Raw genomic sequence first — 25286 nt, forward strand, 5'->3', positions numbered from 1 at the left:
AATTAAAGGAAATATATAGAATAAGGTCTTTTGAACCTCAAAAAATTTTTTCAATCAATAAAGCCACGCCTGTTACAAACATAAAAATGCCCTGAAAAGCATAATAACGGATTTACTTTTACCCCCTTAACTGTTTTTTTATGCTACAATAGTATCTATCTGAAAATAAAAGGCAGGAATTACCATGAAGCTGATCTTAACCAAAATCAAAGAACATCTGGGACTGTTTCTCACCGCCATCTTTTTCTTGACGGTCGAGTCCCTCAGCGACCTTCTCCAGCCTACGCTCATGTCCCATATTGTCGACGACGGTGTGAAAAACCAGGACGTGGGCACAGTGCTCTATTTTGGGGGCATTATGCTGGGGGTAGCCTTTATAGGGGCGGCGGGCGCAGTGATCCGAAACAATCTTTCCGTCCGCACTTCCCAGCAGATTGGAAAGGAGCTCCGCTCAGAGCTATACCAGAAAATCCAGTCCTTTTCCTTTGAAAATATCGACCGATTTCACCCTGCCTCGCTGATCACCCGCATCACCAACGACGTCACCCAGATCCAGAATTTTATCAATGGGACCATGCGTATTCTGGTCAAGGCGCCCATTACCTGTATCGGCGCCATTATCCTCATTGTAACCCAGACGCCGAGACAGATCCCTATGATTGTGGTTATCCTGGTCATCTCGACTCTGCTCATCGCCGGGAATATGCGCTTTGGCTACCCGAGATTTGTCCGTCTTCAGCGCAGGCTGGACCGCCTGAACAGCGTAAGCCGCGAATTTTTGACCTCCATAAGGGTCGTCAAGGCCTTTGGGCGAGAGGATTATGAGACCGGCCGTTTTAGCACTGCCGCTGAGGAGCTGGCAGCGTCTGGCATTTCAGCCACCCGGGTGACCGCGGTGTTTGGGCCGATGATTAACCTGACGGTCAACATTGGAATTGTGGTGCTGCTGTGGCTGGGCGGCACCGGAGGACAGCAGGATGTGGGAAAGCTTATGGCCTCAGTTAATTACATGACTCAGGTGCTCTTTGCCCTGTCCATGGTTTCCAATATCCTCAACACAATGGTGAGGGCTACGGCCTCGGCCGAGCGTGTGCAGGAGGTTCTTTCTGAAAAGCCCGCCATGCGCGAACCGGAAATGCCCATAGCCGAAAGGCCTGATGGCAGCGTGGCCTTTGAGAATGTTTCTTTCTCCTATATTCACTCACCTGAAAAGTCGCTGGACAATGTATCCTTCAGTCTTGAAAGCGGCCAGGTACTGGGTATCATCGGGGCAACAGGCTCCGGCAAATCCACTCTGGTCAGCCTGATTCCAAGATTTTACGACGTCATCGGAGGGCGGGTGCTCGTGGGGGGAAGGGATGTGCGAAACCAGAAAACCTCCGAGCTTCGCGAAGCCATCGGCATGGTCCCCCAAAAGTCATTGCTGTTCTCCGGCACTATTCGGGATAACCTGAAGTGGGGAGATCCTGACGCTGACGATAGGGCACTCGATGCCGTAGCGCATGCGGCCTGTGCCGATGAATTTATAAACAGCTTCTCCAAGGGTTACGACACGGTTTTGGGGCAGGGCGGTGTAAACCTGTCCGGCGGGCAGAAGCAGCGGCTCTCCATCGCCAGAGCGCTGATCCGCCATCCCGCCATACTGGTGATGGACGACAGTACCAGCGCCCTTGACGCCACCACCGAGGCGGTTGTTATGAACCGTATCCAGGAATACGCCAGAGGAACCACGGTGATCCTCATCAGCCAGCGCATCGCCTCGGTCATGCGGGCGGATAAAATCCTCTGCATGGATGAGGGGCGCGTCTCCGGGCTCGGCCCCCATGAAGCACTTATGGCGGAAAGCCCGGTCTACCGTGAAATCTATAAATCCCAGATAGGAGATGATGAACATGCCAGCCGCTGATCCCGCAGGACTGCCCCCAGTCAAACGCTCTCCCGGCAAACACAGGATGGCTGAGGTGGTCAAGCCTAAAAACATGAAAGGGACACTGTCCAGGCTCTGGAGCCTGACCAAAGGCCACCGTCAGGGCCTGTGGCTGGTTTTTACCCTGTCGGGGCTGGCTTCACTGTCTGCCATGCTGACACCTCTGCTGATCGGAAAGATCATTGACAGCATCAACAACGGCCACCTGTCCGTCATGCTCCTCGCTTTTCTGCTCCTGGCCTACATCGGTGACTGGGCTGTCCGTTTTGCCCAGAACTACATCATGGCCTCAGTATCCCAGCGCATGATCTGTTATATCCGCAAAGCACTGTTCGACGTGATGAAGGACCTGCCGCTGGCCTTCTTTGACCGAAGCCCTCACGGTGATCTCATGAGCCGCCTGACCAACGATATCGACAATATCAGCTCCACCATCTCAGATTCGCTGGCGCAGCTCATGATGCTGGTCTTTACTTTTGCGGGAGTCCTCGGTATTATGCTCGCCCTCAATGTGTGGCTGACACTGGCCGCCCTGGCGGTGGTGCCTCTGGTCTTTTTACTGACCCGCACCGTCACCCGCGTTACCCGCAGGCTGTTTAAAAAGCAGCAGGCAGCTCTGGGCCGTCTGGATGGAGAAATTGAGGAGACCATCTCGGGGCTCACTCTGGTTAAGGCCTACGGCAGAGAGGAGGCGGTCATCGAGGAATTTGAGAAAAATAACGCGGCGCTCTGCGATGTTGGCACCAAGGCACAGGTGTGGTCCGGCTATCTCATGCCGCTCATGAATGTGATTAAAAACCTCAGCTTTATATCGGTCTCCATTGCCAGCGGTGTCATGGCTGCCAGAGGAATGGTGAGCATCGGGACCATCTCGAGCTTTCTGCTCTACTCAAGACAGTTTACACGCCCCCTCAACGATATCGCGAGCATCTATAACGTCTTTCAGACCGCTGTGGCCGGCGCCGAACGGATTTTTGAAATTTTTGATGAGATCCCGGAACCTCCTGATATTCCAGACGCACTGCCCATTGTCAGTCCAAAAGGCGACGTGGCCTTTGAACATGTCTGTTTCGGTTATGATCCAGACATCCCCATCCTTAAGGATGTAAGCTTTAAAGCCAGCGCCGGAACCCGCATGGCGGTCGTCGGCGCGACTGGAGCCGGGAAAACCACGATCATCAGTCTCCTGACACGTTTCTATGATGTCACAGATGGACAGATTCTTCTGGACGGCCATGACCTCAGGGATTACCGACTGGAGGACCTGAGGCGCTGCTTCGGCGTTGTACTTCAGGATACAGCGCTGTTTCATATGAGTATTCTTGAAAATATCCGGTATGGGCGGGAGGATGCAGAGGACAGCGCTGTTATCGAAGCAGCCAGAGCCGCAGGCGCCCACGGTTTTATCAGCCGCCTGCCTGAGGGCTATCAGACCCTTATCACCGACGGCGGCGGAAGCCTGAGCCAGGGTGAGCGCCAGCTCATCACCATTGCCCGCGCGATTCTGGCCGACGCGCCCATCCTCATCCTCGATGAGGCCACCAGCTCTGTCGACACCCGGACTGAAAGCCGGAGACAGAAAGCCATGCTGCGGCTTACCGAGGGCCGAACCTCCTTCATCATCGCGCACCGACTGTCCACGATCCGGGACGCCAACCAGATTCTCCTGCTGGAAAATGGCCATGTCGCCGAGATGGGGAGCCATCAGGAGCTCATGGCCCTGGGCGGCATTTACAGCCGCATGTATAAAACCCAGCTTGGCATTGATGATTGAAAAAGCACAGCGCAAAAATGCGCTGTGCTTTTTTTACTTTTATTTTATGATACCCAGCTCCCGTGCTTTCAGCACTGCATCCAGAGCGTTATTTACCTCCAGCTTTTTGTAGGCAAGGGAAGTGTGGCTTTTGATGGTTGGAAGCGCCAGACCTGTGATTCGGGCGATATCGGCGTTTCTATAGCCCTGGGACAACAGCTCGAGCATATACTTCTGCTGTCTGGAAAGTTTAATATTTTTTGGGGAGGTGGCTGGCCTGGAAAGCAATCCTCTGTGCGTCTTGGACTGGCTGTAGGCAGCCAGAATATGCTCCTGGACAAAAGCGCGCGTCAGGCGGCCTTCGTAGCTTTCTTTTTCTACCCTGGTCATCAGTCGTTTAAGGACAGGGAGGACTGCGGCGCCTTCGTCAGCAACCACTCGGATAAAGCGGTAGGGCTGAAGAACGGACAGCGCCTTTTCCAGCAAATCTGCAGCCTCTTCATGGCTTCCCTGCTGCCATTTTAGAACGGACAGCAGAGTACCTGCTTCGGCAGCATCCAGAGGACGGTTCAAATTTTCACCGTAGTCCAGAAGAAGGCTTAACAGTCTGTGGGCTTCCTCTGCATTTTCCAAAATAATATGAGCGCGCGCTGTTGTGAAGTGCTGGTAGACCCGAAACAACTCAATGTGACTGGTCTCAACGACAAAATAGTGATCAAGCCATTCCCGTGCCGATGGTGCATCGCCATCCATAAGCATCAGACGCGTCTGGTAGGCCGCCAGGTTTGGCAGAAAAAATTGTGCCTCCCGATCCACCAGCAGCGTCAGCTCACGCGATGCAGTTTCGGCCTCCTGAAACCTTCCAAGCTGCCATAGGATACGGTGCCAGAGAAGCGTCACGCAGATACGCCCCTCAATTTTACTTTCCTCAGACATATGGGCTGTGGTCACCTTAAGCTGCTCCAGTGCCTCGCTCAGCTGGCTGCGCTCATACATGAAACAGGCCTCAATCCCGGGACGAATATACAGCCACTCCTCCCCCAGAAGAGGGGCAAAGGTTTTATCGATTTTATCCAGGATGCCCGGGTCAGCGGACAGCTCCGAATAGTCAAGATTACTTCGGTGCATGTAAGGCAGATTGTGAGTAAAGGATGCGATGGAGGTGGCCAGCCCCCCAGGCGTATATTTTTGGACAAACCGGCTGAAAAGACTGAAACGGCGCACCTTGGTCCGCATACTCACCCGATGATCTACGCTGTAGGCCAGAATCGCGTATTCCACAAATTTGGTGTCTGCCTTTGCGATGGCCGGCAGCTTTCTTATAATGGCATCCATATGACGGCCATATTCCTCATAGCAGCTGGTCAGGTAGTAGTACCATGCGCTCAGGACATGGAGTGCCGGGAATTCACGGTAAGCCCTTTCAGGGATCGGTTTTACAAAAAAAGCGCGCAGAAAATCTGCATACTCGGCCACCACGCCGCGGTTATTTTCAAAGAGAAATAGATACAGATAGCTGTCAATGCCTTTATAATCACCGCTGTCCATCCAGAATCGCAGCGCCCGGGAATAGTCGCGACGGTCTCTGTAATACATTGCCGCTGTTTTATACAGGGAAGTAGCATTAATACCGCTTTTAAGCAGCCGTTCCCTTAGAAAATCCTGAAAAAGATGGTGGAAACGGTAAGTATTTCCATGAAGCAGGCTTAAAAAAGAGTTGGTGCGGCTCAAATAAGACATGACTTCCGCAGCGTCCGCGCGGCCGGTCATTGCCTCGGCAAGCTCGGGATCAAATTCATTGACGACGGCTGTTTTTAGACAAAATTCCCGCAGCTCAGGCTCCCATTTGTCCCAGAGCTGGGTTTCAAAATACCAGGCAAAATCCTGTCCGCCCTTTCCCGGACGGACTTCACCCGATTTTGCCATGGCGTTGACACCGATAGCCCATCCATCTGTCGCATCGAGCACAAAGGCAGACTGCTCCTGTGTGATGGGAAAGCCCAGGCGTTCAAAATAGCTCAGTATCTCATCTCTGGAAAATCGAAGCTGTTCGGGAGTGATAATGCCGGTGTTCTCATTCGAAACCAGCGAGGTAAAGGCTTCCGGCAGATTGTGGCGGGAGAGCAGAAGGACGACAAAACCTTTAGGCAGCCGCCTGAGCAGAAAAGGAAGGGATTTTAAGACTTCCGCGTTGGTGATCAGGTGCATATCGTCCAGGACGAGCGCATACTGGCCATTATCCGGCAGCATTTCAGATATGAGACGCACCGTGTGCTCCACCGGCGAGGCTGAGAAGGCAGGGCTTACCAATACTCTGTACATGGCCTCGTTTTCAGGCTGCAATGAAAAAAGCCCTGTGGCCAGCTGTTTATAAAATATCGGCGGCGTGTTGTCATAGGGATCAAGACCAATCCAGACAGGTTTCCGCTTTGAAGCGTTGAGCCATAAAAGCGCAGAGACGGTTTTCCACTTCCAGCCGGAGCCCCGATGTAAATAAATCGCCCCGCTTCCGCCCTGCGCAAGGCGGTCAGCAGTCTGCCGCGCGGTGCGCATACCTCGGGGAGCAGGTTGGGTTCAAACTTATCATTCAGAAAATTCAATGTCGTATTATTCATAGGTATTTCCTTTTAAGGTCATTTTATCAAATTTTATCATAATCGTTTAAAATTATCCATGTTTAATTGTAAGAGCTTCCGATTTTAATAAAAAAGAAAAATTTTCCAAAACCTCATACCGGATGATTTAAGAAAGCTTTGCAATCCGATATAATGAATTATCAATTTATTCCTAAGGAGATGAGAACATGCGGTATCGTAAAGCTTTAAAAATTTTCACACTGCTGTTCGCTGCAATGTGGACCCTATCGGCGGTTTCTCCGGTTTTTGCAGAGCCGGAAAACAACGAGATTACAGGAGGCCCGGTCACTGATTATATCGTCACCAAAATTGCGGATGAGAGCATTGAAATTATCGACGGCTGGGTTGTTTCCGGACTTTATTACGCTGCGGATAAAACCGGCGTCAATTTCTTTTCGACCATGGGCGATCTCCTGACTTTCCCCTCCGGAAAGGACACCTCCCAGATTCTGAAGCTGTGCCAGGAGATGAAGGGTGAGTTGGACGCCCTACAGGAAGAGATGGATGCCATCAGCGATAAACTCGATGTTCTGGTTGGCGGGCTGGAAAAGCTGATCAATGAGAACATCTGGTATAATAACCGGCGGGAATACTCAGAAATCATGAGCAAGTATGAGAGCGCCTACACCGATTATACCAATTATCTGGACGCCTCCCAGAAGTATACGAAAGCCCTGGAGGATGGGGATGCCGAGACAATGGACAGTGAAATGCATAAGATGAACGGGTATCTCGTCAACTTTACGGAAAATTTCGACCCCACCAAGACTGGCGATCCCATCAGCTTTAAGAGCGATCTGCGCAGAATGGCGATGTATGCCTGCCGCTATTATCCCTCCTATGACCGGAGCAAACCCAACCCTGTGCTGAGCCCTACCAACAGTATCACTCTGTTGGATAACGCCAAACGCGTCACAGATCAGACCGTCGCCTTTGAGCACCAGCAGTGTGATATTCTGCTTCAGCAGATGGATGAATGTATCCAGCCTTTTATCTATATGTCCATGGTCAACCATATCTGGGTAGAATACAATGTCTCCGCCAATGTGGACACCAACACACTGGACAAGCTCATGACTGAGCAGGAGACCGTCATCAATGAGACGGTTCAGTCCATCAATGATATTTCCTCCCAGGGAAAAACCTATACCGACCGGCTGATGCGCTCTTATGACGCAGAGATTGATCTGCCGCTGCGCTATGAAACCTCCAGCATCGAGCACATGAAAGGCAAGGGCCTCTGGCCAAATCTTTACTACCGGCCTCATGACATTGTTCGAAGCGCCTCCTGGACAAAGCCGGAAATGCCCGCCTATCAGATGAAAGCCCTGGGTGCTGCTTCCCCTTTTGTACTCCTAAAAGAGGGGAATGCGTTTGATTATCTGACTCACGATGCCCTGTTTAAGCTAGACCAGGAGTATGTCCACCACGCAAGCGGCGGAAAGGTCGACCATTTTGAGTACAGCACTGTGAGCCAGGATTTTCTTAACTTAGAGTACTCTGCCGATTATAATTATACGGGTATCAGTCAGGCCAGCTCCTTGAGATATCTTTTGAATACGCCGGCTTACCGATTGTCAGGACAGTCCAGTATTGTGGACTATCTGGTAAACTATGGCGGCATCAAGGCTGAGCATCTGCCCCAGGGTGTTGATTACGCAGTAATCAACAAATGGGATTCTGCAGCGGATCACACCTCCATTGAAGGCGGCGTGAAGGTAAACGGCAGCTGGTGCTGCACATACTACTACATTGATGGACTCACCGGCTATCGGCTGGACGACAGCGATTCAAAAATTAATAAGCGGGTCAAAAGTATGGTGGCAAGCGAGGAACATTTTAAAGAAGAACTGAGGGGTATCTCGCTTCTCTCCTTTATGATGGGAAGTTCACTTCCCCGTTATATGGCCAAAGCAGAATCGGCAAAGGGCACTGTTGTACGGTTATTCGATGAAAATGGCTATGACCTCAATGGTTCTTCCTTTGCTTCGCATCCTGTGACCCTGACGGTTGACTGTTCAGGTCTGGCTGAAAACGAGCGCGTGCAAAGTGTGGAGCTGCTCGATTCCAAGGGAAAGGTTCTTGATACACTGCTGACAGCTGATGCCTTCGAATATTTTAAAAAGAAGGACAATACCATCAAATTCAGCTTCACCGCGCCCTACCAGAATTATACGGTGCGGGCTACCACCGGGAAAAAAACCGAGGAGACCACTCCCGTGATAAATGAGCGGGGCAGCATTGTGAAAATGGATGTCCAGAGCGGGCCAAAAGAAATCGTACCCACAGACATCTATACCTTTGAGGATCTGAAACGCGTTGCCAAAGCCGTGGCAGAAGAGCCCGAGACCTATGCACACGCTAACTTCACCGTTATGAATGACATTGACGCGGACGGCGAGGAATGGGTGCTGCCCATCGGCACCGCAGTCAACGCCTACAATGGCACCTTTAACGGAAAAGGCCACAGCATCAGCGGTATGACCGCCGATGGCAATGGGCTTCAGGGACTTTTCGGACGCGTCGGGCCTCAGGGAGTAGTAAAGAACCTGAGAATTTTTGATACAGATATCCGATCGGGCACCGCTTACGCCGGGGCTGTTGCCGCCATCAACGAGGGCCGCATTGAGTACTGCCAGGCCGGTGCAGGCCATCTTCTGACCGATAACGCTGACGCGCCAGATCTGGATGATATGAATATCCACATTGAATCAGGCACTGCTGCCGGCGGTATTGCCGGAAAAAACAGCGGTGTAATCATCAACACATCGTCGGCGGGCAGGGTATCCGCCCAGATTGCCGGCGGGCTGGCAGGAGAAAACAGTGGAGAAATACGCAACAGTTTTGGCACAGTCATAGCGGACATTGAGGGAATACTCTATACTGGCGGCATTGCCGGAAACAATGAGGGGACAATGCGCAATGTCTATTTTGGCGGCCATGCCAGTGGTGGCGCCGATGGGGCCATTGCCGGAAGAAATATTTCTGAAACCCTGGACGCCTGCTATTATGACAACAGCATGGATGACGCGAGCGGTGAAGGAAACGCCACAGCTCAGTCCGTTCCAGTAGGCGAGATGAAGACGGATACTTTTAAAGACCAGCTCAACAGCCGGGTAACAGAGGGCGCTTATTACTGGCACCGTGATGACAAGATCAACCTTGGGCTGCCATATATCAATCAGAACACTTACAGCTCCCGTATTTTGGAGGATCCGGCCACTGGTATCAGCCTGACCGGAGAACAGATCCACGCTGCGGCTGTGCTGACCATCACACCGATTGAAGCCTCCTCGCCGGATTATCAGAGTTTGCTAGAGAAAAACAGCGGACTGCTCGGCCTGTACGATATCTCTCTGACCACGCCGACAGGTGATGTGCCCTTTGAGGGGACACTGGACCTGGCATTCCCATTTACAGACAAAGAGACGGATAAAATCGGTATTCTTCACCAGTCCAGTGAAAATTCCGAGATATACACTGCAAAAATGGACTCAGACGGCCGGTATCATGTTGTGACAAATCATCTCTCACTCTTTGGCATTGTCAGTATAACCTCCGGCTCAGGCGCTCTACTGCCAGCTGCTTTGCTGACAGCTCTGGCTGCGGCGTTTACAGTGGTTTATCTGATACGACGAAAAAAGCTCGACAAACAGAGAAAAAGCCTTTAAAATATTAGAAAAATAGGAGGTAGCAAAGTGAAAAGATCAAAGCTATTCATATTCGTGGGACTTACGGCTGCGCTGTTTACATTTTCATCCTGTACAGGTGGAAAAACAGGGACGCCGCTTGATGCCTCAGCCAAGGAAGCCACCAAAACCACTCAGGATAAAAACAAAGAGGTCTACGCCCTGCTGGACTTCTCCGACGAGCAGGAAAAATCCTTTGCCGAAAAAGGGCTCATCGCGGCGCCAGAGTCCCTTGAGCTCAAAGATGAAAAGGGCAAGGTGGTTTGGAGCCAGAAGGCCTACAGCTTTGTGGAGAACGCGGACGCGCCCGCCACAGTCAACCCCAGTCTGTGGCGGAATACCCAGCTTAACCATTTATACGGCCTCTTTGAGGTGGCTGACGGTATCTATCAGGTGCGGGGCTATGATATGACCAATATTACCTTTATCAAGGGCGATACAGGCTGGATTGTCTTCGACCCGCTCATGAGCACCGAGTGCTCCGCAGCGGCCATGCAGCTGGTCAACGAAAACCTGGGAGAACGACCCGTCACTGCTGTGGTCATGAGCCATCCTCATGTAGACCATTACGGCGGTATCAAGGGCATTATCAGTGAGGAGGAGGTTGCGTCCAGAAACATCCCCATCATTGTGCCCGAGGGCTTTGAGGAACACGCGGTCAGCGAAAACGTCTATGCCGGCAACGCTATGGGGCGGCGCGCGGGCTATCAGTACGGCACCATTCTGGATGACAGCGCCACTGGCTCCATGTCCATCGGTATCGGAATGGGGCAGTCCACCGGAACCATTTCGTACATTTCACCCAACGACACCATTAAACAGACCGGTGAAACCCGGACAGTGGACGGCGTGACCATGGAATTCCAGCTGACACCGGGAACCGAAGCCCCTGTGGAAATGAACACCTGGTTTGCGGATAAAAAGGCGCTCTGGATCGCTGAAAACTGTACCGGAACCCTTCACAATCTCTACACCCTGCGCGGCGCCCAGATACGCGACGGCAACGCCTGGGCCGAGTATATCATGGAGGCGATGACCCGCTACGGAAAAGACGCGGAGGTGGTGTTCCAGTCTCACAACTGGCCGCACTGGGGAAATGACGTGATCAACCGTTATCTGGAAAACACCGCGGCCATGTATAAGTTCATCAATGATCAAACCCTGATGTATATCAATCAGGGCTATACCTCCGATGAAATTTCCAACATGATCACACTGCCGGAGTCTCTGGAAAAAAACTGGTATACCCGCCAGTATTACGGCACGGTTGCCCATAACGCCAAAGCCGTCTACCAGAAATACATGGGCTGGTACGACGCCAATCCGGTAAACCTGAACCCGCTCACACCCAGCGACAGCGCTAAAAAATATGTCGAATACATGGGCGATACCGGCGAGGTGCTCAAAAAGGCAAGGGTCGATTTTGACAAGGGCGAATACCAATGGGTCGCTGAGATCACCAATGTACTGGTCTTTGCCGATCCAGACAATCAGGAAGCCCGCTATCTGTGCGCTGACGCTCTGGAGCAGCTTGGCTATCAGGCGGAATCGGGCACCTGGCGCAACGCTTATCTGTCCGGCGCTAAAGAGCTGAGAGAGGGGACCATAACCGATACAGCCCTCAAAGCCAACAGCAGTGCAGACCTCAAAAAGTCCATGACGCCTGAGATGATGATGGATTATATGGGAATCCTGACAGATTCCAACGCGGCGCAGGACGTCAACCTGAAAATCAACCTCAATTTCACCGATACCGATCCCTACCTGCTGCGTGTGGATTCTGGTGTGCTTCTGTACCAGAAAGGCGTACAGGCAGACGACGCAGACGCAACCCTGACACTGCCGAGGGTTGCCATGTTTACCATTCTGAATAAAGATGAAGCCAAACAGCAGGAGACCATCCGGATCGAGGGAGATCAGGATATCCTAAAAAAACTGACAGAGCACATGGTGACCTTTGAGTATTTTTTCAATATTGTCGAACCATAAACCGGACAAGGGCACAGCACATTTTTGCGCTGTGCTTTTTTGAATCCTTTTTGACTTTTATCCGTACTTATTGTAAGATAGGAGGGCTAACGAAATAAAAAACAAAGAGGAACCAATGCATTACGATAAAGAATTAATCAATAAAAAGGTGCTGCCCCTGGTGACAAAGCCCATCACCTACCAGGGCAATGAGGTGGGAGCCGTCCATAAGGACCTCAAGGATACCACGATCCGGTACGCCTTTGCCTTTCCCGATACCTACGAGGTGGGAATGTCCCATCTGGGCATGAAAATACTGTACAGCCTGCTAAACGACCAAGAGGATATCTGGTGTGAACGGGTCTTTGCACCCTGGGTAGATATGGAGGAGCAGATGCGCAGCCGGGAGATCCCACTTTACGCGCTGGAATCCATGGACCCCATTTCAGCGTTTGATTTTGTGGGCTTTACCCTCCAGTACGAGATGAGCTACACTAATCTCATTAATATGCTGGAGCTTGGCGGCATCCCTCTGCTCTCAAAAGACCGCAGCGAGGATATGCCTTTTATTATGGCGGGCGGCCCCTGCGCCTACAATCCCGAGCCACTGGCCGATTTTGTGGATATTTTTGTCATCGGTGAGGCCGAGGAATCCATCCTTGAGCTCATGGACGCATACCGGCGCTTTAAGTCAGAGGGTGGTACAAGAGAAGATTATCTGAAAAAAGCAGCGGCCATCGAGGGGGTCTACGTCCCAGCCTTTTACGAAGCGGCTTATCATGAGGACGGCACCTTAAAGGCCTTCACACCGCTTATCGGAGAAGCGCCCCGCAAAATTCGCAAGCGTTTTATAAAAAACCTTGATAATGCCTACTATCCCAAAGCATATGTTGTGCCTTACACCGAAACCGTCCACGACCGGGTGAGCTATGAAATTTTCAGAGGCTGCGGCCGAGGCTGCCGTTTCTGCCAGGCGGGAATGATCTACCGCCCGATCCGCGAGAAAAGCCTGAACACCATCGAGGAGGGGATTAAGACCCTGCTTAAAACAACAGGTTATGAGGAAATTTCACTGGCGTCACTGAGCTCCGGTGACTATTCAAAAATTGAGACCCTGATCGAGGATCTGGTTTTTGATTATGAAGACCAATGTATAGGTGTATCTCTGCCGTCGCTGCGCATCGACTCCCTGAGCATTGATATGCTGGAGCAGATTCAGAAAATAAGGAAAACCGGCATCACCCTTGCGCCGGAGGCCGGTACCCAGCGTATGCGGGATGTCATCAATAAAGGGGTGACCGAGGAAAATCTTTTAAGCACAGTGCGCACCGCCTTTGAACGCGGCTGGGGCCATATCAAACTTTATTTTATGATCGGCCTGCCCACAGAAACCGAAGCCGATATTGCCGGAATCGCTGACCTGGGGCAAAAGGTTCTGGATGAATACTACGCTGTGCCGAGAGAAGAACGCAATAAAGCCGTGAAAATTGTGCTGAGCACCTCCTGTTTTGTACCCAAGCCTTTTACCCCCTTCCAGTGGTTTGGACAAAATACCGGTGACCAGTTTATCGAAAAACAGAAAATGCTGAAATCCCTGATTAAAGACCGCAAAATTTCCTACAACTGGCACGACGGCTCCCTGAGCTATCTGGAAGCCGTGTTTGCAAGGGGTGACCGCCGTTTGGGCAGGGTGCTCCTGAAAGCCCACGAGGCAGGCTGTAAGTTTGACGGCTGGCAGGAGCATTACGACCATCAAAAATGGCTCTCTGTTTTTGAGGAGGCCGGGGTCGATCCGGATTTCTATGCCCTGCGAAGCCGCAGCTTTGATGAACTGCTGCCCTGGGATTTTATTGACATCGGTGTGACAAAGGAATTCCTGCAAAAGGAATGGGAAAAATCAACAGAAGAGGCTCTGACGCCTTATTGCCGTGAGGGCTGTAGCAACTGCGGCGTCATGCAATTCAGTAAAGGATGGAAATGCCATGAGCACTATACGGTTTAAATTCACACGCGGCGAGGAGCTGCGCTTTATTTCGCATTTAGATCAGCAGCGTCTGTTCCAGCGGGCCTTTCGCCGGGCCGGGCTCAATATTGCCCACTCAAACGGCTTTAACCCACATCCTAAACTGTCCTTTGCCCTGGCCATGTCTGTCGGGCTCATGAGCGACAGCGAGTACGGTGATGTGGTGCTGACCCGCGATATTGATCTGATGGAATTTACCAAAAGGCTGAACGCTGCACTGCCTGAGGGCCTGAAAGTGGTGGAGGCCAGAAGAATCCCCCAGGGAAAAACCTCTCTGAGCGCATCTTTAACAGACAGCCGCTACCGGATTGATGTCGCGTTGGAAGACGGAATGGATGAGGCGTCTCTATCGGATATTTTAAATACCTACAAGTCCCTTGATGAGGTAATACTTGAAAAAAGAAATAAAAAGGGGAAGCTGGTTCCCAAAAATATCCGGCCTTTTATCCAGGATATCCGGGTTCTTTCCATACAGGAAGGAAATGCCGAGCTTGAGCTCAGGCTTAAATACCTTGAGCAGCAGAGCGTAAAGCCCGAGCTGGTTCTGCAGACTGTTAACCAGTCCGTAAAACCCTGCTTTGTCATAGACCCGACCATTGTCATGACCCGTGAAGCGCTGAACCTTAAATCCTGATCGTATTTACAGAAACGTTTAAGCAATATCATAAGCTGCGGAACCCTTTAAAACAGAGGGTTCTGCAGTAATTTACCACTTTAATGTGCACGTTTACAAAACTGTTACGTTTTGTTTACGAAAAAACCGTTTACAAAGGTTGAAATCGTGGTATAATATAGACAAATCAAAGATCAAAGAAACATCAGTAATCTTTGAAAGGTCTTTAACAAGTGAATAGAAGCTCAGCTTTGGTAATGAAAATCAAAAAGGTGATTATTGAAAATAGGCTGTATCAACACCTAAAAGAAGTAAACCCCAAAAGATTTTTATTAGAAGTATGAAAAAAAGGAAAACCAAAAATATCCATAATAAGATGTTGATGCAATAAGTCAATAATCGGAACAAGATGTTAATGGTCGAATGGAATTTCAGAATTTAATAAACCCTAAGATAACAACAATCTAATGGTATCACTTGCTGGCTTGAAAAGTACATAAGTAGAAAATCAGATAGGGCATAGCCTAAAGCTGGAGGAGTACACGACTTATAGCATATAGAGACTTAAGCGTCGAAGAATCCATGGAGTAGGTGATATTACATAAACGTGTTCCATATCAAAAAGGATTTTGAACGTGTAACCCAGTAAAGGACTGTAAGGATCGCAAGTTGAGGAACTATTCAAAAAGATATAGAGATACTGAATGAAAAATTTGATATTTGGTTTAAAGATTCGAAAGGAGTGAGTCCAAAAGACATGCTAACTGAATCTGAACGCTAAGACCGGTTTTACAGAAACGCCGAAACGAAGTAGAACTGGTCTTAGTTATTTTTTGAAGCCAAACCTAATTTCTATGTGAAATTGGTGGGCTTTTTTTATTTTCATTCTTTTTTAAAAAATATTCCAAATAATTTAAAAAAATGCTTGACAAATCTATATGTAACAAATATAATTACAGTATAAACAGTAACAAAAAAAGTTACGAATTAATCAGAAAGACAATTACCGTAAAATTTAAAAAAGTTGAAGGAGTAAGAGAAATGAGATCACAGGAAGAAAAATTGTATGCAAACCCGTTATTGGACGAAAACGCAGTAGACAAGGCACCAGGCGCCGGCTACCACAACCCGCTTCAGGAATCCAGAGAGTCCAGAAATGAAGAGGCTGTTCTGGCAAGCTGCAAATGCAAGAAGAATGACCCGAACGATATGGCGCCAGAAGCGCCAGCTGAAGAAAAAACTGTCAGTGAAGTGAAGGCTGAAATGTACGCAAACCCGTTATTGGACGAAAATGCAGTAGACAAAGCGCCAGGCGCCGGCTACCACAACCCGCTTCAGGAATCCAGAGAGTCCAGAAATGAAGAGGCTGTTCTGGCAAGCTGCAAATGCAAGAAGAATGACCCAAACGATATGGCGCCAGAAGCGCCAGCTGAAGAAAAAACTGTCAGTGAAGTGAAGGCTGAAATGTACGCCAATCCGTTATTGGACGAAAACGCAGTAGACAAAGCACCAGGCGCCGGCTACCACAATCCGCTTCAGGAATCCAGAGAATCCAGAAATGAAGAGGCTGTTCTGGCAAGCTGTAAGTGCAAGAAAAATTAATCAGAATAATCGAAAACGCCCAAAGCTATTTGAAAAAACAGTTTTGGGCGTTTTCGATTTTCAAAATTCTTTGGCACTTTAGGATTTTTTAATAACTTTCCGTCTATACTAAGGGCATCACTTAAGAGAGAGGTGTCAATTTGTTTTTCAAAATTTTCAAAAATGACCTGAGAAAAAAGAAAACCACCAATATTGTGCTGCTGGTTTTTATTGCTCTGGCCTCCATGCTGGCGGCAGGGAGCATGAACCTCATGTTCACAACAACCACAGCGCTGAATTATTTCTTTGAGACGGCCAAAATATCGGATGCTGGCTTCACCATAAGCTATCCAAAAGAAACAGAAGCGGCAATGACCGATAAAATACAGCAGTGGGCCGAAGACAGCCCAATCATTACAGATTATCAAAATGCCCGGGTGATCAGTATAAAGCCCGAGGAACTTATTTTTACCGGCGATGCCTCTGAAAAAGAAGTCTCCTCATCCACAATGCTTTATCTCCAGACCATTCCGGAGGACATGAATCTCGTCTTTAACGAGCAGGACACACGCTTTACGCTCAACCCCGGTGAGATCGCCATTCCGGTATACTTGAAAAGCCAATGTGAACTGGAACTGGGCGACACCGTAAAGGTAAGGATTGGGAAAACGGAGAAAGATTTCCGCATCAGGGCCTTTACAAAGGACGCCGCCTGGGGAGCTTCCATGGTCGGTGTAAAAAGGCTCATGGTATCTGACAGCGATTTTGAGCTTCTGAGGCAATACTCAGAGGACAGCGGCCAAATGCAGGGAAGCCTGCTTTCTGTGCAGACCACCCCGGGGACCAGGGACACAGATCTTTTTACCAGCTACAGTGACGCAGGACTGCCGGATGTGGGCAACCTGACCAAAGAGCTGGTACGCGTAGCCTATATGGCTGTGGATGGCGTTGTGGCGGCTTTTCTGTTTCTGGTCTGTGTTTTTCTGATAGCCATTAGTTTTTTGATTTTACGTTTCACCATTGTCTCGGCAGTGGAGGACGATTATCGCGAAATCGGCGTCATGAAGGCCCTTGGCTTTAAAAACCACCAGATCAGGCGGCTGTACCTTTCAAAATACATTATTCTCTCTGCTACGGCGGGGCTGGCCGGTTTTCTGCTCAGTATTCCTTTTGTTCGCTATATGTCCAAAAGCATCTCTGAATCTCTGATCATACCTCAAAATGGTTCAGGCATAATTATGGCAGCGCTCGGGGCTGCGCTGGTCATCGGCACAACCCTTCTGTTCTGTCTGATCTGTCTGAGGCGGCTTGCCAGAATCTCACCCATCGACGCTATCCGCCAGGGCAGTACAGGGGAACGCTTTAAACCTGTTGGGCGGAGTGTCCTGTACCGCAGAAAGAAAATGCCACCAGTGGTGTTTATGGCCGTAAACGATCTTCTGTCTCGTTTCAAGAGCTATACGGTACTGGCCATCACCTTTATGCTCTGCATCGCAGTGATGATTATTCCGCTCAATCTCCGGCATTTTATTACAGGCACAGAAATGATGACTTACCTTGGTATGAGTGGCGGTGACTTTTATGTCGCCGGCAGCAATACCTATATGGATACATCGGATATTGAGTCCATGCGCCAATCCATGGAAACGGAGCTTAGAAAGGATATCCCCGGGCTTGAGCTGCAGAGCGAGTATATTTCCCCGGTTAAAATCAGTACAGACGATGAAAAAACAAAGGAAACCGTCAGCGAAACCATGATGGCCTGGCCCCTGGATCAGTATTCCTATACAAAGGGGACAGCGCCGAGGCTGGACAATGAGGTTGCCCTCACCGAAAGCATTGCAAAACGCTATGGCAAAACGGTTGGAAATACCATACGGATCACAACCGATGGACAGGCGGAAAGGGATTTTATCATTACAGGCCTGTACAACAGCGGCATGAATCTTGGGAATGTGCTGCGCTTGGGGCCGGATAACACCCTCAAACAGGGTTATAATGTGAACTTTGTGGGAAAGATGCCCACAGGGGACCACGAAACCATGGTCAATACCTTAAAGGAAAACCATAAGGATCTGAAAGTTATGAGTCCGGCCGACTACTCAGCCCAGTACAGCGGCGGCTTTGCAGACCAGCTCAACACCATTGTCCTGATCGTTCTGATGATCATCGCCCTCATTGTATTCCTGATCACCGCCCTGTTTATCCGCCTGAGGATTCTGGAACAAAAGCAGAGTATTGCCATCATGAGGAGCAGCGGCTTTTGTATCGCTCAGATTAAAACCGGACTGGCACTTCAGGTATTTCTGGTGCTGGCGGCCTCAGCCGTTGTGGGAAGTATTCTTTCCGGCGTCTTTGGAGAACCGATGATGAACGGCCTGTTCAGCCTCTTTGGCGTTGGGGGACACATCAGCTTTAACGGAAACTTTTTTGAAATCTATATTCTTTGCCCGCTGTCGCTTTTAGTGGTGGTAATGACGGCTGTATTCACCGGCTGCGGCAAAATCAAACAGATCCATATCTGGGATATTACAGGAGAATAGCATGAAAACATTACTTAAGGTAAAGGACCTCTGTAAAACTTATATTGTCAATAAGCAGCAGAACAATGTGCTGCGCAACGTGAACATGAGCATTGGGGAAGGAGAGTATACCGCGGTGATGGGACCTTCCGGATCCGGGAAATCCACGCTGCTCTACACTGTAAGCGGCATGGACAGGCTCACAGCCGGAGAAATATTTTTCGACGGAAAAAGCCTGTCCGAAATGAAGGAGGAGGTCATGGCCTCTCTCAGACTGACAGAGATGGGGTTTATCTTCCAGCAGATGTACCTTTTGAAAAATCTCTCTATTTATGATAATATCATCTTATCTGCCTATATGGCGAATAAGCGCAGCCGGTCCGAGATAAACACCGATGCTGACGCGCTTATGAAGCAGCTTGGTATCATGGAGCTGGCCGATAATGATATTTCTGAAACCTCAGGCGGCCAGCTTCAGCGGGCCTGTATCTGCCGCGCGCTCATCAACCGGCCAAAGATTCTCTTTGCCGATGAACCCACAGGGGCTCTGAACTCAAGAGCCGCTCAGGAGGTGATGAATGTGCTGGATCAGGTCAATGCCCAGGGAACCGCCCTCATGGTGGTCACCCACGATCCAGCTGTGGCTGCCCGGGCCGACCGGGTGTTTTATATAAGAGATGGGAATATCAATGGTGAATACGATCCGGCAAAGACAGCTAACGATCCCAGAGAAAGGGAACGCGGCCTGAACCAGTGGCTTATGGACATGGGGTGGTAAAATACGAAAAACAAAGGAGGGCGTATGGCAAGGGATATTCTGCTCATTGAAGACGACAGGTCTCTGGGAGCTGTGATAAAAGACTTTTTGGAAAGAGAGGGCTATCTGGTACAGTGGTGCACCACCGGGGAGGAAGGTTTAACTTTTCTTGAGCACACAGCCGTAAAACTGGTGCTGCTGGACATTATGCTGCCAGACATCGACGGCTTTACTGTGTGCACGAAAATCCGGAGCACCCAGAGCCTGCCAGTGATCATTATCAGCGCCCGAAGCGGTGACGATGACCAGATTACAGGCCTTAACCTGGGCGCAGACGATTATATGGGCAAGCCCTTTTCCATCGGCCTGCTCCTGGCTAAAATAAAATCACAGCTCCGCCGCAGTTATGGGAAACAGGCGGAAACTCCTTTCTTGCGGGATAAAGACCTGGTGGTTGACACCGCATCACGCACCGTATGTCTGAATGAAACGCCCATCAGTCTGACGGTTAAGGAATATGAGCTTCTGGTACTGCTTTTGGAAAACGCCGGCAAAACACTGCAGAAGGACTGGCTTTTTGACATGGTATGGGGCGTGGACTGCTTCAGTGAGCCTTCCACCTTAACCGTCCATATTGGCAAGCTCCGCGAAAAGATTGAGGCCGATCCCAAAAAGCCCAGGCGTATCAAAACAGTCTGGGGGGTAGGCTACCGCTATGAGACGCTATAGGCTTCTGATCCTCACGCTGATTCTGGGCGGGATTGCCGCGGTTTTATTTTTGATCTCACAGACACAGCTTCATTTCGAGCAGAGCAGCCGTGAATATCTTGTAGAAATCAACCGTCTGACAAACGCTCTTTCCATGGACGATGACAGCGCCGGCGCGCTGCTCCCGCAGATGAAGCGGGTAAAAAACTATGACTGGCTGCCAGCTGTGGCTGATGCGCAGGAAATATCGGCATTTTTCTCCGGTGCAGGCATGGTTAAGGATTACAAGGTCATGCCCATTTACCGCGGCGGCACTTTATCCGGCTATGCCCGGTTCGCCTACACGCCAGAACAGGACAGCCTTTACCTCCTTGTAAAGACTGCCGCCCTCTCCGTGGCACTGATCACGCTGGCCGCTGTGGGTATGCTTATCTATGTGGAGCGGAAAATACTAAAGCCCTTTAACCGGGCTTCAAGGCTTCCTGAAGAGCTGGCAAAGGGAAAGCTGGGTGAAGGACTGAAAGAGGAAAAAAACCGGTATTTCGGCCGTTTTATCTGGGGACTAGACATGCTGCGTGAGGCTCTCAGCGATGAAAGGCAGAAGCGCCTGAGCCTTGAGCGTGACCGTAAAACCCTGGTGGCCTCCCTGTCTCACAATATCCGGACGCCACTGGCCGCTATCCGCCTTTATGCAGGCGCCCTTTACACGCATTTATACCAGACACCCGAAAAACAGGAGGAGTGCGCCCACTTAATCGAGGACAAGGCTGTGCAGATCGAGGGATTGGTCAATGAGATTATCAAAAGCTCCTCGGAAGCCATCAGCGAAGTCCAGATCAATAACCGGGATTTCTATATTGCTGATTTCATGCGAGAGATCAGGAACAGCCTGACCGCCCAGCTGGAGCAGCGTCATATTCTTTTTACGATGAGCTGTGATGAGAACCGGCTGGTACATGGAGACCCCGACCGTCTGACAGAGGTGATCGGAAACATTGTGGAAAACGCTGTAAAATACGGGGACGGCGGCGCGATACAAATCCGGTGCGCACTCGAAGAAGGGCATGAGCTTATCCGTATCCAAAACACTGGAAGGCCTGTAGATGAAAGCGAGATGGCCAGCCTTTTTAACAGCTTCTGGAGAGGCGCCAATGCGAAGGGCCAGAGTGGAAACGGGCTGGGTCTTTATATCAGCAGATTGTACCTCAGGCAGATGGAAGGCGAGCTGTCAGCCGAGATTCTTGAAAACGGCATGGCCTTTATACTGGTTCTCAAGATTTCGTAGAAATTAAACATTTCTTAAATTTTACAAATTAGTTACAAGAAAAACCTTTACATTTCTATGTAATCGTATTATAATATAGATAAATCAAAGATCAAGATCAACAGAAGTTGAAAATGACAGATTTGGAAGGTCATTGAAAAGTAAATAAGTCCCAACGACCAAGGATTAAACTATAAAGAGCAACAGTGACTTACTCGGAAACAATAATTCATTATAAAACAGTAGGGCACGTTAATCATATATTTTGATCATAATTATTTAACACAAATTATCGTTAATGTTTCGGTTGAGTGAAGAATTGAAACGGATAATCGAAAGTAATTTAGTAGGTAACCTTAAAGAGTGTGAAGACAAATCTGAAGGACAATGAGTATTACATTTACAGCATATAGAGTCTTAAATGTGAAAGTTGTTGAGTAAGGCGTCTCGCAAAGATAAATAATAAAAGATAGACACAGGATGCACTGAAAAATACGAGTAGAGGATTACAATTGAATAGGGAATAAGGTTGGGATGGTGTTTACTTAACAACAGAAGAAGATTTTGAAATTTGAAAATCAATTGAAGGGAGTGAGTCCGAAAGACATGCTAACCGAGATTGAACGCTAGAGCCGATTTGCCAGAAGTCATAAAGAGCAGATCGGTTCTAGTTATTTTTTGTGCTTTCTTTTGGACTTAGGCGCTTGTCAAAAAAATTAATTTATGGTAAGGTTATCTCTGGAATTTTTTAAATACAAAGGAGATTATCATGCGATACGAATATACAACACAGGGCGTTTGCTCCCGCTCCATCAGCTTTGATGTGGAGGACGGCATTATCAGGAACCTTGAGTTTCTGGGCGGCTGTAATGGCAATGCCAAGGGCATCTCTGCTCTGGTCGAAGGCCAGAGGGTGGAGGATGTCATTCCAAAACTCAGCGGTATCACCTGCGGATATAAAACCACATCCTGTCCGGACCAGCTGTCTGAGGCTCTAAAGGCGCTGGAGCAGGCATAAACATCCGTTAAAAGCAAGTAAAAATATTGTATACAATCGTATAATCAGTGCACTTTTATTCATTTGAATCCGCCATCTGCTTAAATGCTTGAATTATTATGCATAATGCTGTATAATAAGACTTGAGTTTAAAATCATTAGGAGGAGAGAAATGAAAATGAAGAAAAAACTAGTCGGCGTTTCTGTTGCGCTGATGCTCGTAGCTTCCCTGACACTGGCTGGCTGCGGCGGTAAAACAGCAGAAGATCCGCTGGCAGACGGTGTACTAAAAATCGGTACCAATGCAACCTATGTTCCCTTTGAATACCGGGATGAAAACAATGAAATGGTTGGTTTTGATATTGATATGGGAAATGCGATTGCAGAGGAACTTGGTGTTAAAGCGGAATGGGTCGATACCGGATTTGACGGTATTTTCAATGGATTAACCTCAAACCAGTATGAAATGATCATCGCAGGGACCAGTATCACAGAAGAACGTCAGAAAACTTTCAATATGTCTTCACCTTATACTGCCAATGGTATTGTCATTGTATCCAGAAATGATGGCACACCAGCAAAAACCGCAGATGATTTGAAAGGGAAAAAAGTAGGTGTTCAGATTGAAACTACCTCTGACTATGCCGCTGAAAAAATGATTGAAAACGGCACTGACATGAACCTCAGCAAATTTGACGCGATGCTGGATGCTTTCACCGCGCTGGAAGGAAAGACCATTGATTATATCTTAACTGATAAACCGGTTGGTCAGTTCTACACCAGCAAAAAACCAGATGTTTACAGCATTACTTCTGAAACGCTGTCCAATGAGCCCATTGGTATTACCATGCGTAAAAACGACACCGAATTTGCTCAGAAAATCGAAGAAACACTTCAGAAACTGAGAGACAACGGTAAATTAGCTGAGCTGTCTCAGAAATGGTTCGGTGAAGATATTACAGAAAACATCAATACAGAATTGAAAGATTATTAAAAAAGGGCCTTCGGGCTCTTTTTTATTTTTCAGATTAATTTCTAAAGAATTCTGAAGAAATCTGAAATTATAAGTTTTTTCAGGAAAATTCTGATAGAATAGAGGCAAATGATAAGGAGAAGTAAATGATATGAAAGCAAAAAGAATTTTAACCCTTGCCATTGCGGCACTCATGGTTTTCTCGTTGACAGCCTGTGTAAAAAAGAATAATACGACCCAGCCAGGCGATACGGCCGGTATGGAAGTAACAGCAGACCCATCAACCCCGGAGGGAACGGTAAAAATCGTATTTGACGCTCTTAAGGACAAAGATGCAAAAACCCTCAATGAAAACGTCAAGATAAGCCTTGGCAGCGAATTCGGCGCACTGAGCGGCCTGACTTCGAATGACAATCAGCTGCTCACCGACGCGCAGGACCCTGAATCCCAGGAGCTCCTCACAAATCTGACGGAAGACTTTTCCTATAAGATTCTTGACAGCCAGACTAACGGCGTTGAAGCAACTGTTAAGGTGCAGGTTACCAACCGTGACCTCTCCCAGGTCATCAATAAACTGATTGGCGAAGAACCCTCTGAAGACCGTTTTTTAAACCTGGTAAAGGAGGCAAAGGGAAAAACCAATACCACTGAGCTTGAGCTCCCGGTCGTAAAGGAAAACGGAAAATGGATCGTAAAGCTTGATACAAACGCGGTTAACGCTGTTTTTGGCAACATCATGAGCGCAGATATCCTGAACGCCATCAAGGACAGCCTGAAAAATCAGCAGAACTAAAAAAAGCCGGTATCCCAAAGTTTATGGGATACCGGCTTTCTTATACCTGTCCGCTTATCGCCGCACTGGCCGGACATACTTACAAAATTGTTCTGGATTAAAATATAAATAAATTATCCGGCCCGGAGAAGTGTCAAAGCGGTAGCCGGTATCCGTAAAATCAAATTCTGCCATTGCCCTTTCAATCTTTTCCTCTACCGTACGGTTTTCCTGCTCATAGTCAAAGGGGCCGTGCTCAAAAACAAGATACTCGGCCTCAGGGACATCCATCATGAGCATTTGCGGCGGAACCTCGCCTTGATAGTCAATAGGAAGCCGTACACCATAGCACTCCGTGCGGGGAAAACCCCAATCACAGAGTCTTCCTTCCGGGTCATTGATGTACGCCATAATCTGGCCGCTGCCGCTGTTGGTCTCGCTCCCGCCGACATCATCCAACTTCCCCTTGATACTGTCGAGCAGACCGCAGATTGTTTCGCAGTCCTGTCCTGGAATGAGGCTTTGTTTTTGCCAGAAATCCCAATAGCCGTTGCTCTCATAGTTTTTAATGTGCAGAAATTTATGCGCGGGGATGGTTACAAAATAGATTTTAATATCTTCTGTGGATTTTATCATGCCAATCTCTCCAAATCCTAAAAAGTAGCGGTCAAAGGGGTTTATTTTTGTACGGAGAATGACGGGCCTGGGATTTTTCCGGTATTCGCTTGGCGTTACACCATAGGTTTTCTTAAAAGCCCTGGTAAAAGCCTCATGGGACGAAAAGCCATAATCGAAAGCAATATCCAAAAGGCTTTTTTCGCTGTCCCGAACCTCCTTAAGCGCAAAAGCCAGCTTTCTGTGCCTCAGATAATCCCTAAAGGACATACCGGATATTTCTTTAAATTTCCTTGTTGTATAAAACTCAGAATAGCCCAGATGTTGGGAAAGAAACCGCAGTGTCAGGGCTTCATCATTATAATTTTTAATGCATTTGTCAATTTCATCAACAATGGTCTGAATCTGCTTTCGCCATTCATACATGTATCTGTCCACCTCGTTTCATCCGCTCTTTCTCTATTATAAAGAAATTGTACGTACGCCGC

The 25286-nt window shown here is 48.8% G+C and carries 16 protein-coding genes; 14 read left to right on the forward strand and 2 right to left on the reverse strand.

Annotated elements, in window-relative coordinates:
- Positions 1-184: 184 nt before the first annotated feature.
- Together B2M23_RS17495 and B2M23_RS17500 are read left to right on the forward strand one after the other, a co-directional pair.
- Entirely contained in the window at positions 185-1906 is a 1722-nt protein-coding gene (locus B2M23_RS17495; RefSeq protein WP_038351680.1) for an ABC transporter ATP-binding protein, read from the forward strand.
- Complete coding sequence (locus B2M23_RS17500) at positions 1893-3701, forward strand: ABC transporter ATP-binding protein (RefSeq protein ID WP_038351679.1); 1809 nt, start codon at positions 1893-1895, stop codon at positions 3699-3701. The genes B2M23_RS17495 and B2M23_RS17500 overlap by 14 nt, the downstream gene beginning before the upstream one ends.
- A gap of 39 nt (positions 3702-3740) precedes the next feature.
- Here B2M23_RS17500 and B2M23_RS17505 read toward each other — a convergent pair whose 3' ends face one another.
- On the reverse strand, positions 3741-6233 hold the full coding sequence (locus tag B2M23_RS17505) for a winged helix-turn-helix domain-containing protein (protein ID WP_242945825.1): 2493 nt from the start codon (positions 6231-6233) through the stop codon (positions 3741-3743).
- Positions 6234-6483: 250 nt separating this feature from the next.
- On the opposite strand from B2M23_RS17505, the gene B2M23_RS17510 reads away from it, so the two are divergent.
- The 12 genes from B2M23_RS17510 (at position 6484) to B2M23_RS17565 (ending at position 24204) form a co-directional block, all read left to right on the forward strand.
- On the forward strand, positions 6484-9987 hold the full coding sequence (locus tag B2M23_RS17510; protein WP_038351678.1) for a hypothetical protein: 3504 nt from the start codon (positions 6484-6486) through the stop codon (positions 9985-9987).
- Positions 9988-10014: 27 nt separating this feature from the next.
- Complete coding sequence (locus tag B2M23_RS17515; protein WP_038351677.1) at positions 10015-11994, forward strand: alkyl/aryl-sulfatase; 1980 nt, start codon at positions 10015-10017, stop codon at positions 11992-11994.
- Positions 11995-12109: 115 nt separating this feature from the next.
- A complete protein-coding gene (locus tag B2M23_RS17520) occupies positions 12110-13975 on the forward strand; it encodes a TIGR03960 family B12-binding radical SAM protein (RefSeq protein WP_038351676.1) in 1866 nt (621 codons plus the stop codon).
- Entirely contained in the window at positions 13956-14630 is a 675-nt protein-coding gene (locus tag B2M23_RS17525) for a TIGR03936 family radical SAM-associated protein (RefSeq protein ID WP_052237158.1), read from the forward strand. Before B2M23_RS17520 ends, B2M23_RS17525 begins: the two co-directional genes overlap by 20 nt.
- Before the next feature lie 1020 nt (positions 14631-15650).
- On the forward strand, positions 15651-16211 hold the full coding sequence (locus tag B2M23_RS17530) for a hypothetical protein (RefSeq protein WP_038351675.1): 561 nt from the start codon (positions 15651-15653) through the stop codon (positions 16209-16211).
- A 140-nt stretch (positions 16212-16351) separates the two neighbouring features.
- A complete protein-coding gene (locus B2M23_RS17535) occupies positions 16352-18733 on the forward strand; it encodes an ABC transporter permease (protein ID WP_038351674.1) in 2382 nt (793 codons plus the stop codon).
- Position 18734: 1 nt separating this feature from the next.
- Positions 18735-19490: an ABC transporter ATP-binding protein gene (locus B2M23_RS17540; protein WP_038351673.1), complete on the forward strand. Its 756-nt coding sequence runs from the start codon at positions 18735-18737 to the stop codon at positions 19488-19490.
- A gap of 24 nt (positions 19491-19514) precedes the next feature.
- The gene (locus B2M23_RS17545; RefSeq protein ID WP_038351672.1) at positions 19515-20198 is read left to right on the forward strand and encodes a response regulator transcription factor; all 684 of its coding nucleotides are present in this window, start codon (positions 19515-19517) and stop codon (positions 20196-20198) included.
- Complete coding sequence (locus B2M23_RS17550) at positions 20185-21462, forward strand: sensor histidine kinase (RefSeq protein WP_052237157.1); 1278 nt, start codon at positions 20185-20187, stop codon at positions 21460-21462. Before B2M23_RS17545 ends, B2M23_RS17550 begins: the two co-directional genes overlap by 14 nt.
- Before the next feature lie 748 nt (positions 21463-22210).
- Positions 22211-22459, forward strand: a complete 249-nt coding sequence (locus tag B2M23_RS17555) for a TIGR03905 family TSCPD domain-containing protein (protein WP_038351671.1) — start codon at positions 22211-22213, stop codon at positions 22457-22459.
- Between the two features lie 151 nt (positions 22460-22610).
- Positions 22611-23432 carry a basic amino acid ABC transporter substrate-binding protein gene (locus B2M23_RS17560; protein ID WP_038351670.1) on the forward strand — a complete coding sequence of 274 codons (822 nt, stop codon included), beginning with the start codon at positions 22611-22613 and terminating at the stop codon, positions 23430-23432.
- Between the two features lie 130 nt (positions 23433-23562).
- Complete coding sequence (locus B2M23_RS17565) at positions 23563-24204, forward strand: hypothetical protein (protein WP_038351669.1); 642 nt, start codon at positions 23563-23565, stop codon at positions 24202-24204.
- A 54-nt stretch (positions 24205-24258) separates the two neighbouring features.
- Here B2M23_RS17565 and B2M23_RS17570 read toward each other — a convergent pair whose 3' ends face one another.
- On the reverse strand, positions 24259-25224 hold the full coding sequence (locus B2M23_RS17570; RefSeq protein WP_038351668.1) for a helix-turn-helix transcriptional regulator: 966 nt from the start codon (positions 25222-25224) through the stop codon (positions 24259-24261).
- Between the last annotated feature and the right edge of the window lie 62 nt (positions 25225-25286).

The sequence above is a fragment of the Eubacterium limosum genome (assembly GCF_000807675.2).
In the GTDB taxonomy this organism is placed as follows: domain Bacteria; phylum Bacillota; class Clostridia; order Eubacteriales; family Eubacteriaceae; genus Eubacterium; species Eubacterium limosum.

Bases quoted from the DNA above. Each gene is read 5' to 3' on its own strand.
- B2M23_RS17565 (WP_038351669.1), top strand. From the start codon at position 23,563: ATGAAAGCAAAAAGAATTTTAACCCTTGCCATTGCGGCACTCATGGTT.
- B2M23_RS17500 (WP_038351679.1), top strand. From the start codon at position 1,893: ATGCCAGCCGCTGATCCCGCAGGACTGCCCCCAGTCAAACGCTCTCCC.
- B2M23_RS17540 (WP_038351673.1), top strand. From the start codon at position 18,735: ATGAAAACATTACTTAAGGTAAAGGACCTCTGTAAAACTTATATTGTC.
- B2M23_RS17505 (WP_242945825.1), bottom strand. From the start codon at position 6,233: ATGCGCACCGCGCGGCAGACTGCTGACCGCCTTGCGCAGGGCGGAAGC.
- B2M23_RS17570 (WP_038351668.1), bottom strand. From the start codon at position 25,224: ATGTATGAATGGCGAAAGCAGATTCAGACCATTGTTGATGAAATTGAC.
- B2M23_RS17530 (WP_038351675.1), top strand. From the start codon at position 15,651: ATGAGATCACAGGAAGAAAAATTGTATGCAAACCCGTTATTGGACGAA.
- B2M23_RS17550 (WP_052237157.1), top strand. From the start codon at position 20,185: ATGAGACGCTATAGGCTTCTGATCCTCACGCTGATTCTGGGCGGGATT.
- B2M23_RS17545 (WP_038351672.1), top strand. From the start codon at position 19,515: ATGGCAAGGGATATTCTGCTCATTGAAGACGACAGGTCTCTGGGAGCT.
- B2M23_RS17495 (WP_038351680.1), top strand. From the start codon at position 185: ATGAAGCTGATCTTAACCAAAATCAAAGAACATCTGGGACTGTTTCTC.
- B2M23_RS17525 (WP_052237158.1), top strand. From the start codon at position 13,956: ATGAGCACTATACGGTTTAAATTCACACGCGGCGAGGAGCTGCGCTTT.
- B2M23_RS17560 (WP_038351670.1), top strand. From the start codon at position 22,611: ATGAAAATGAAGAAAAAACTAGTCGGCGTTTCTGTTGCGCTGATGCTC.
- B2M23_RS17520 (WP_038351676.1), top strand. From the start codon at position 12,110: ATGCATTACGATAAAGAATTAATCAATAAAAAGGTGCTGCCCCTGGTG.
- B2M23_RS17510 (WP_038351678.1), top strand. From the start codon at position 6,484: ATGCGGTATCGTAAAGCTTTAAAAATTTTCACACTGCTGTTCGCTGCA.
- B2M23_RS17555 (WP_038351671.1), top strand. From the start codon at position 22,211: ATGCGATACGAATATACAACACAGGGCGTTTGCTCCCGCTCCATCAGC.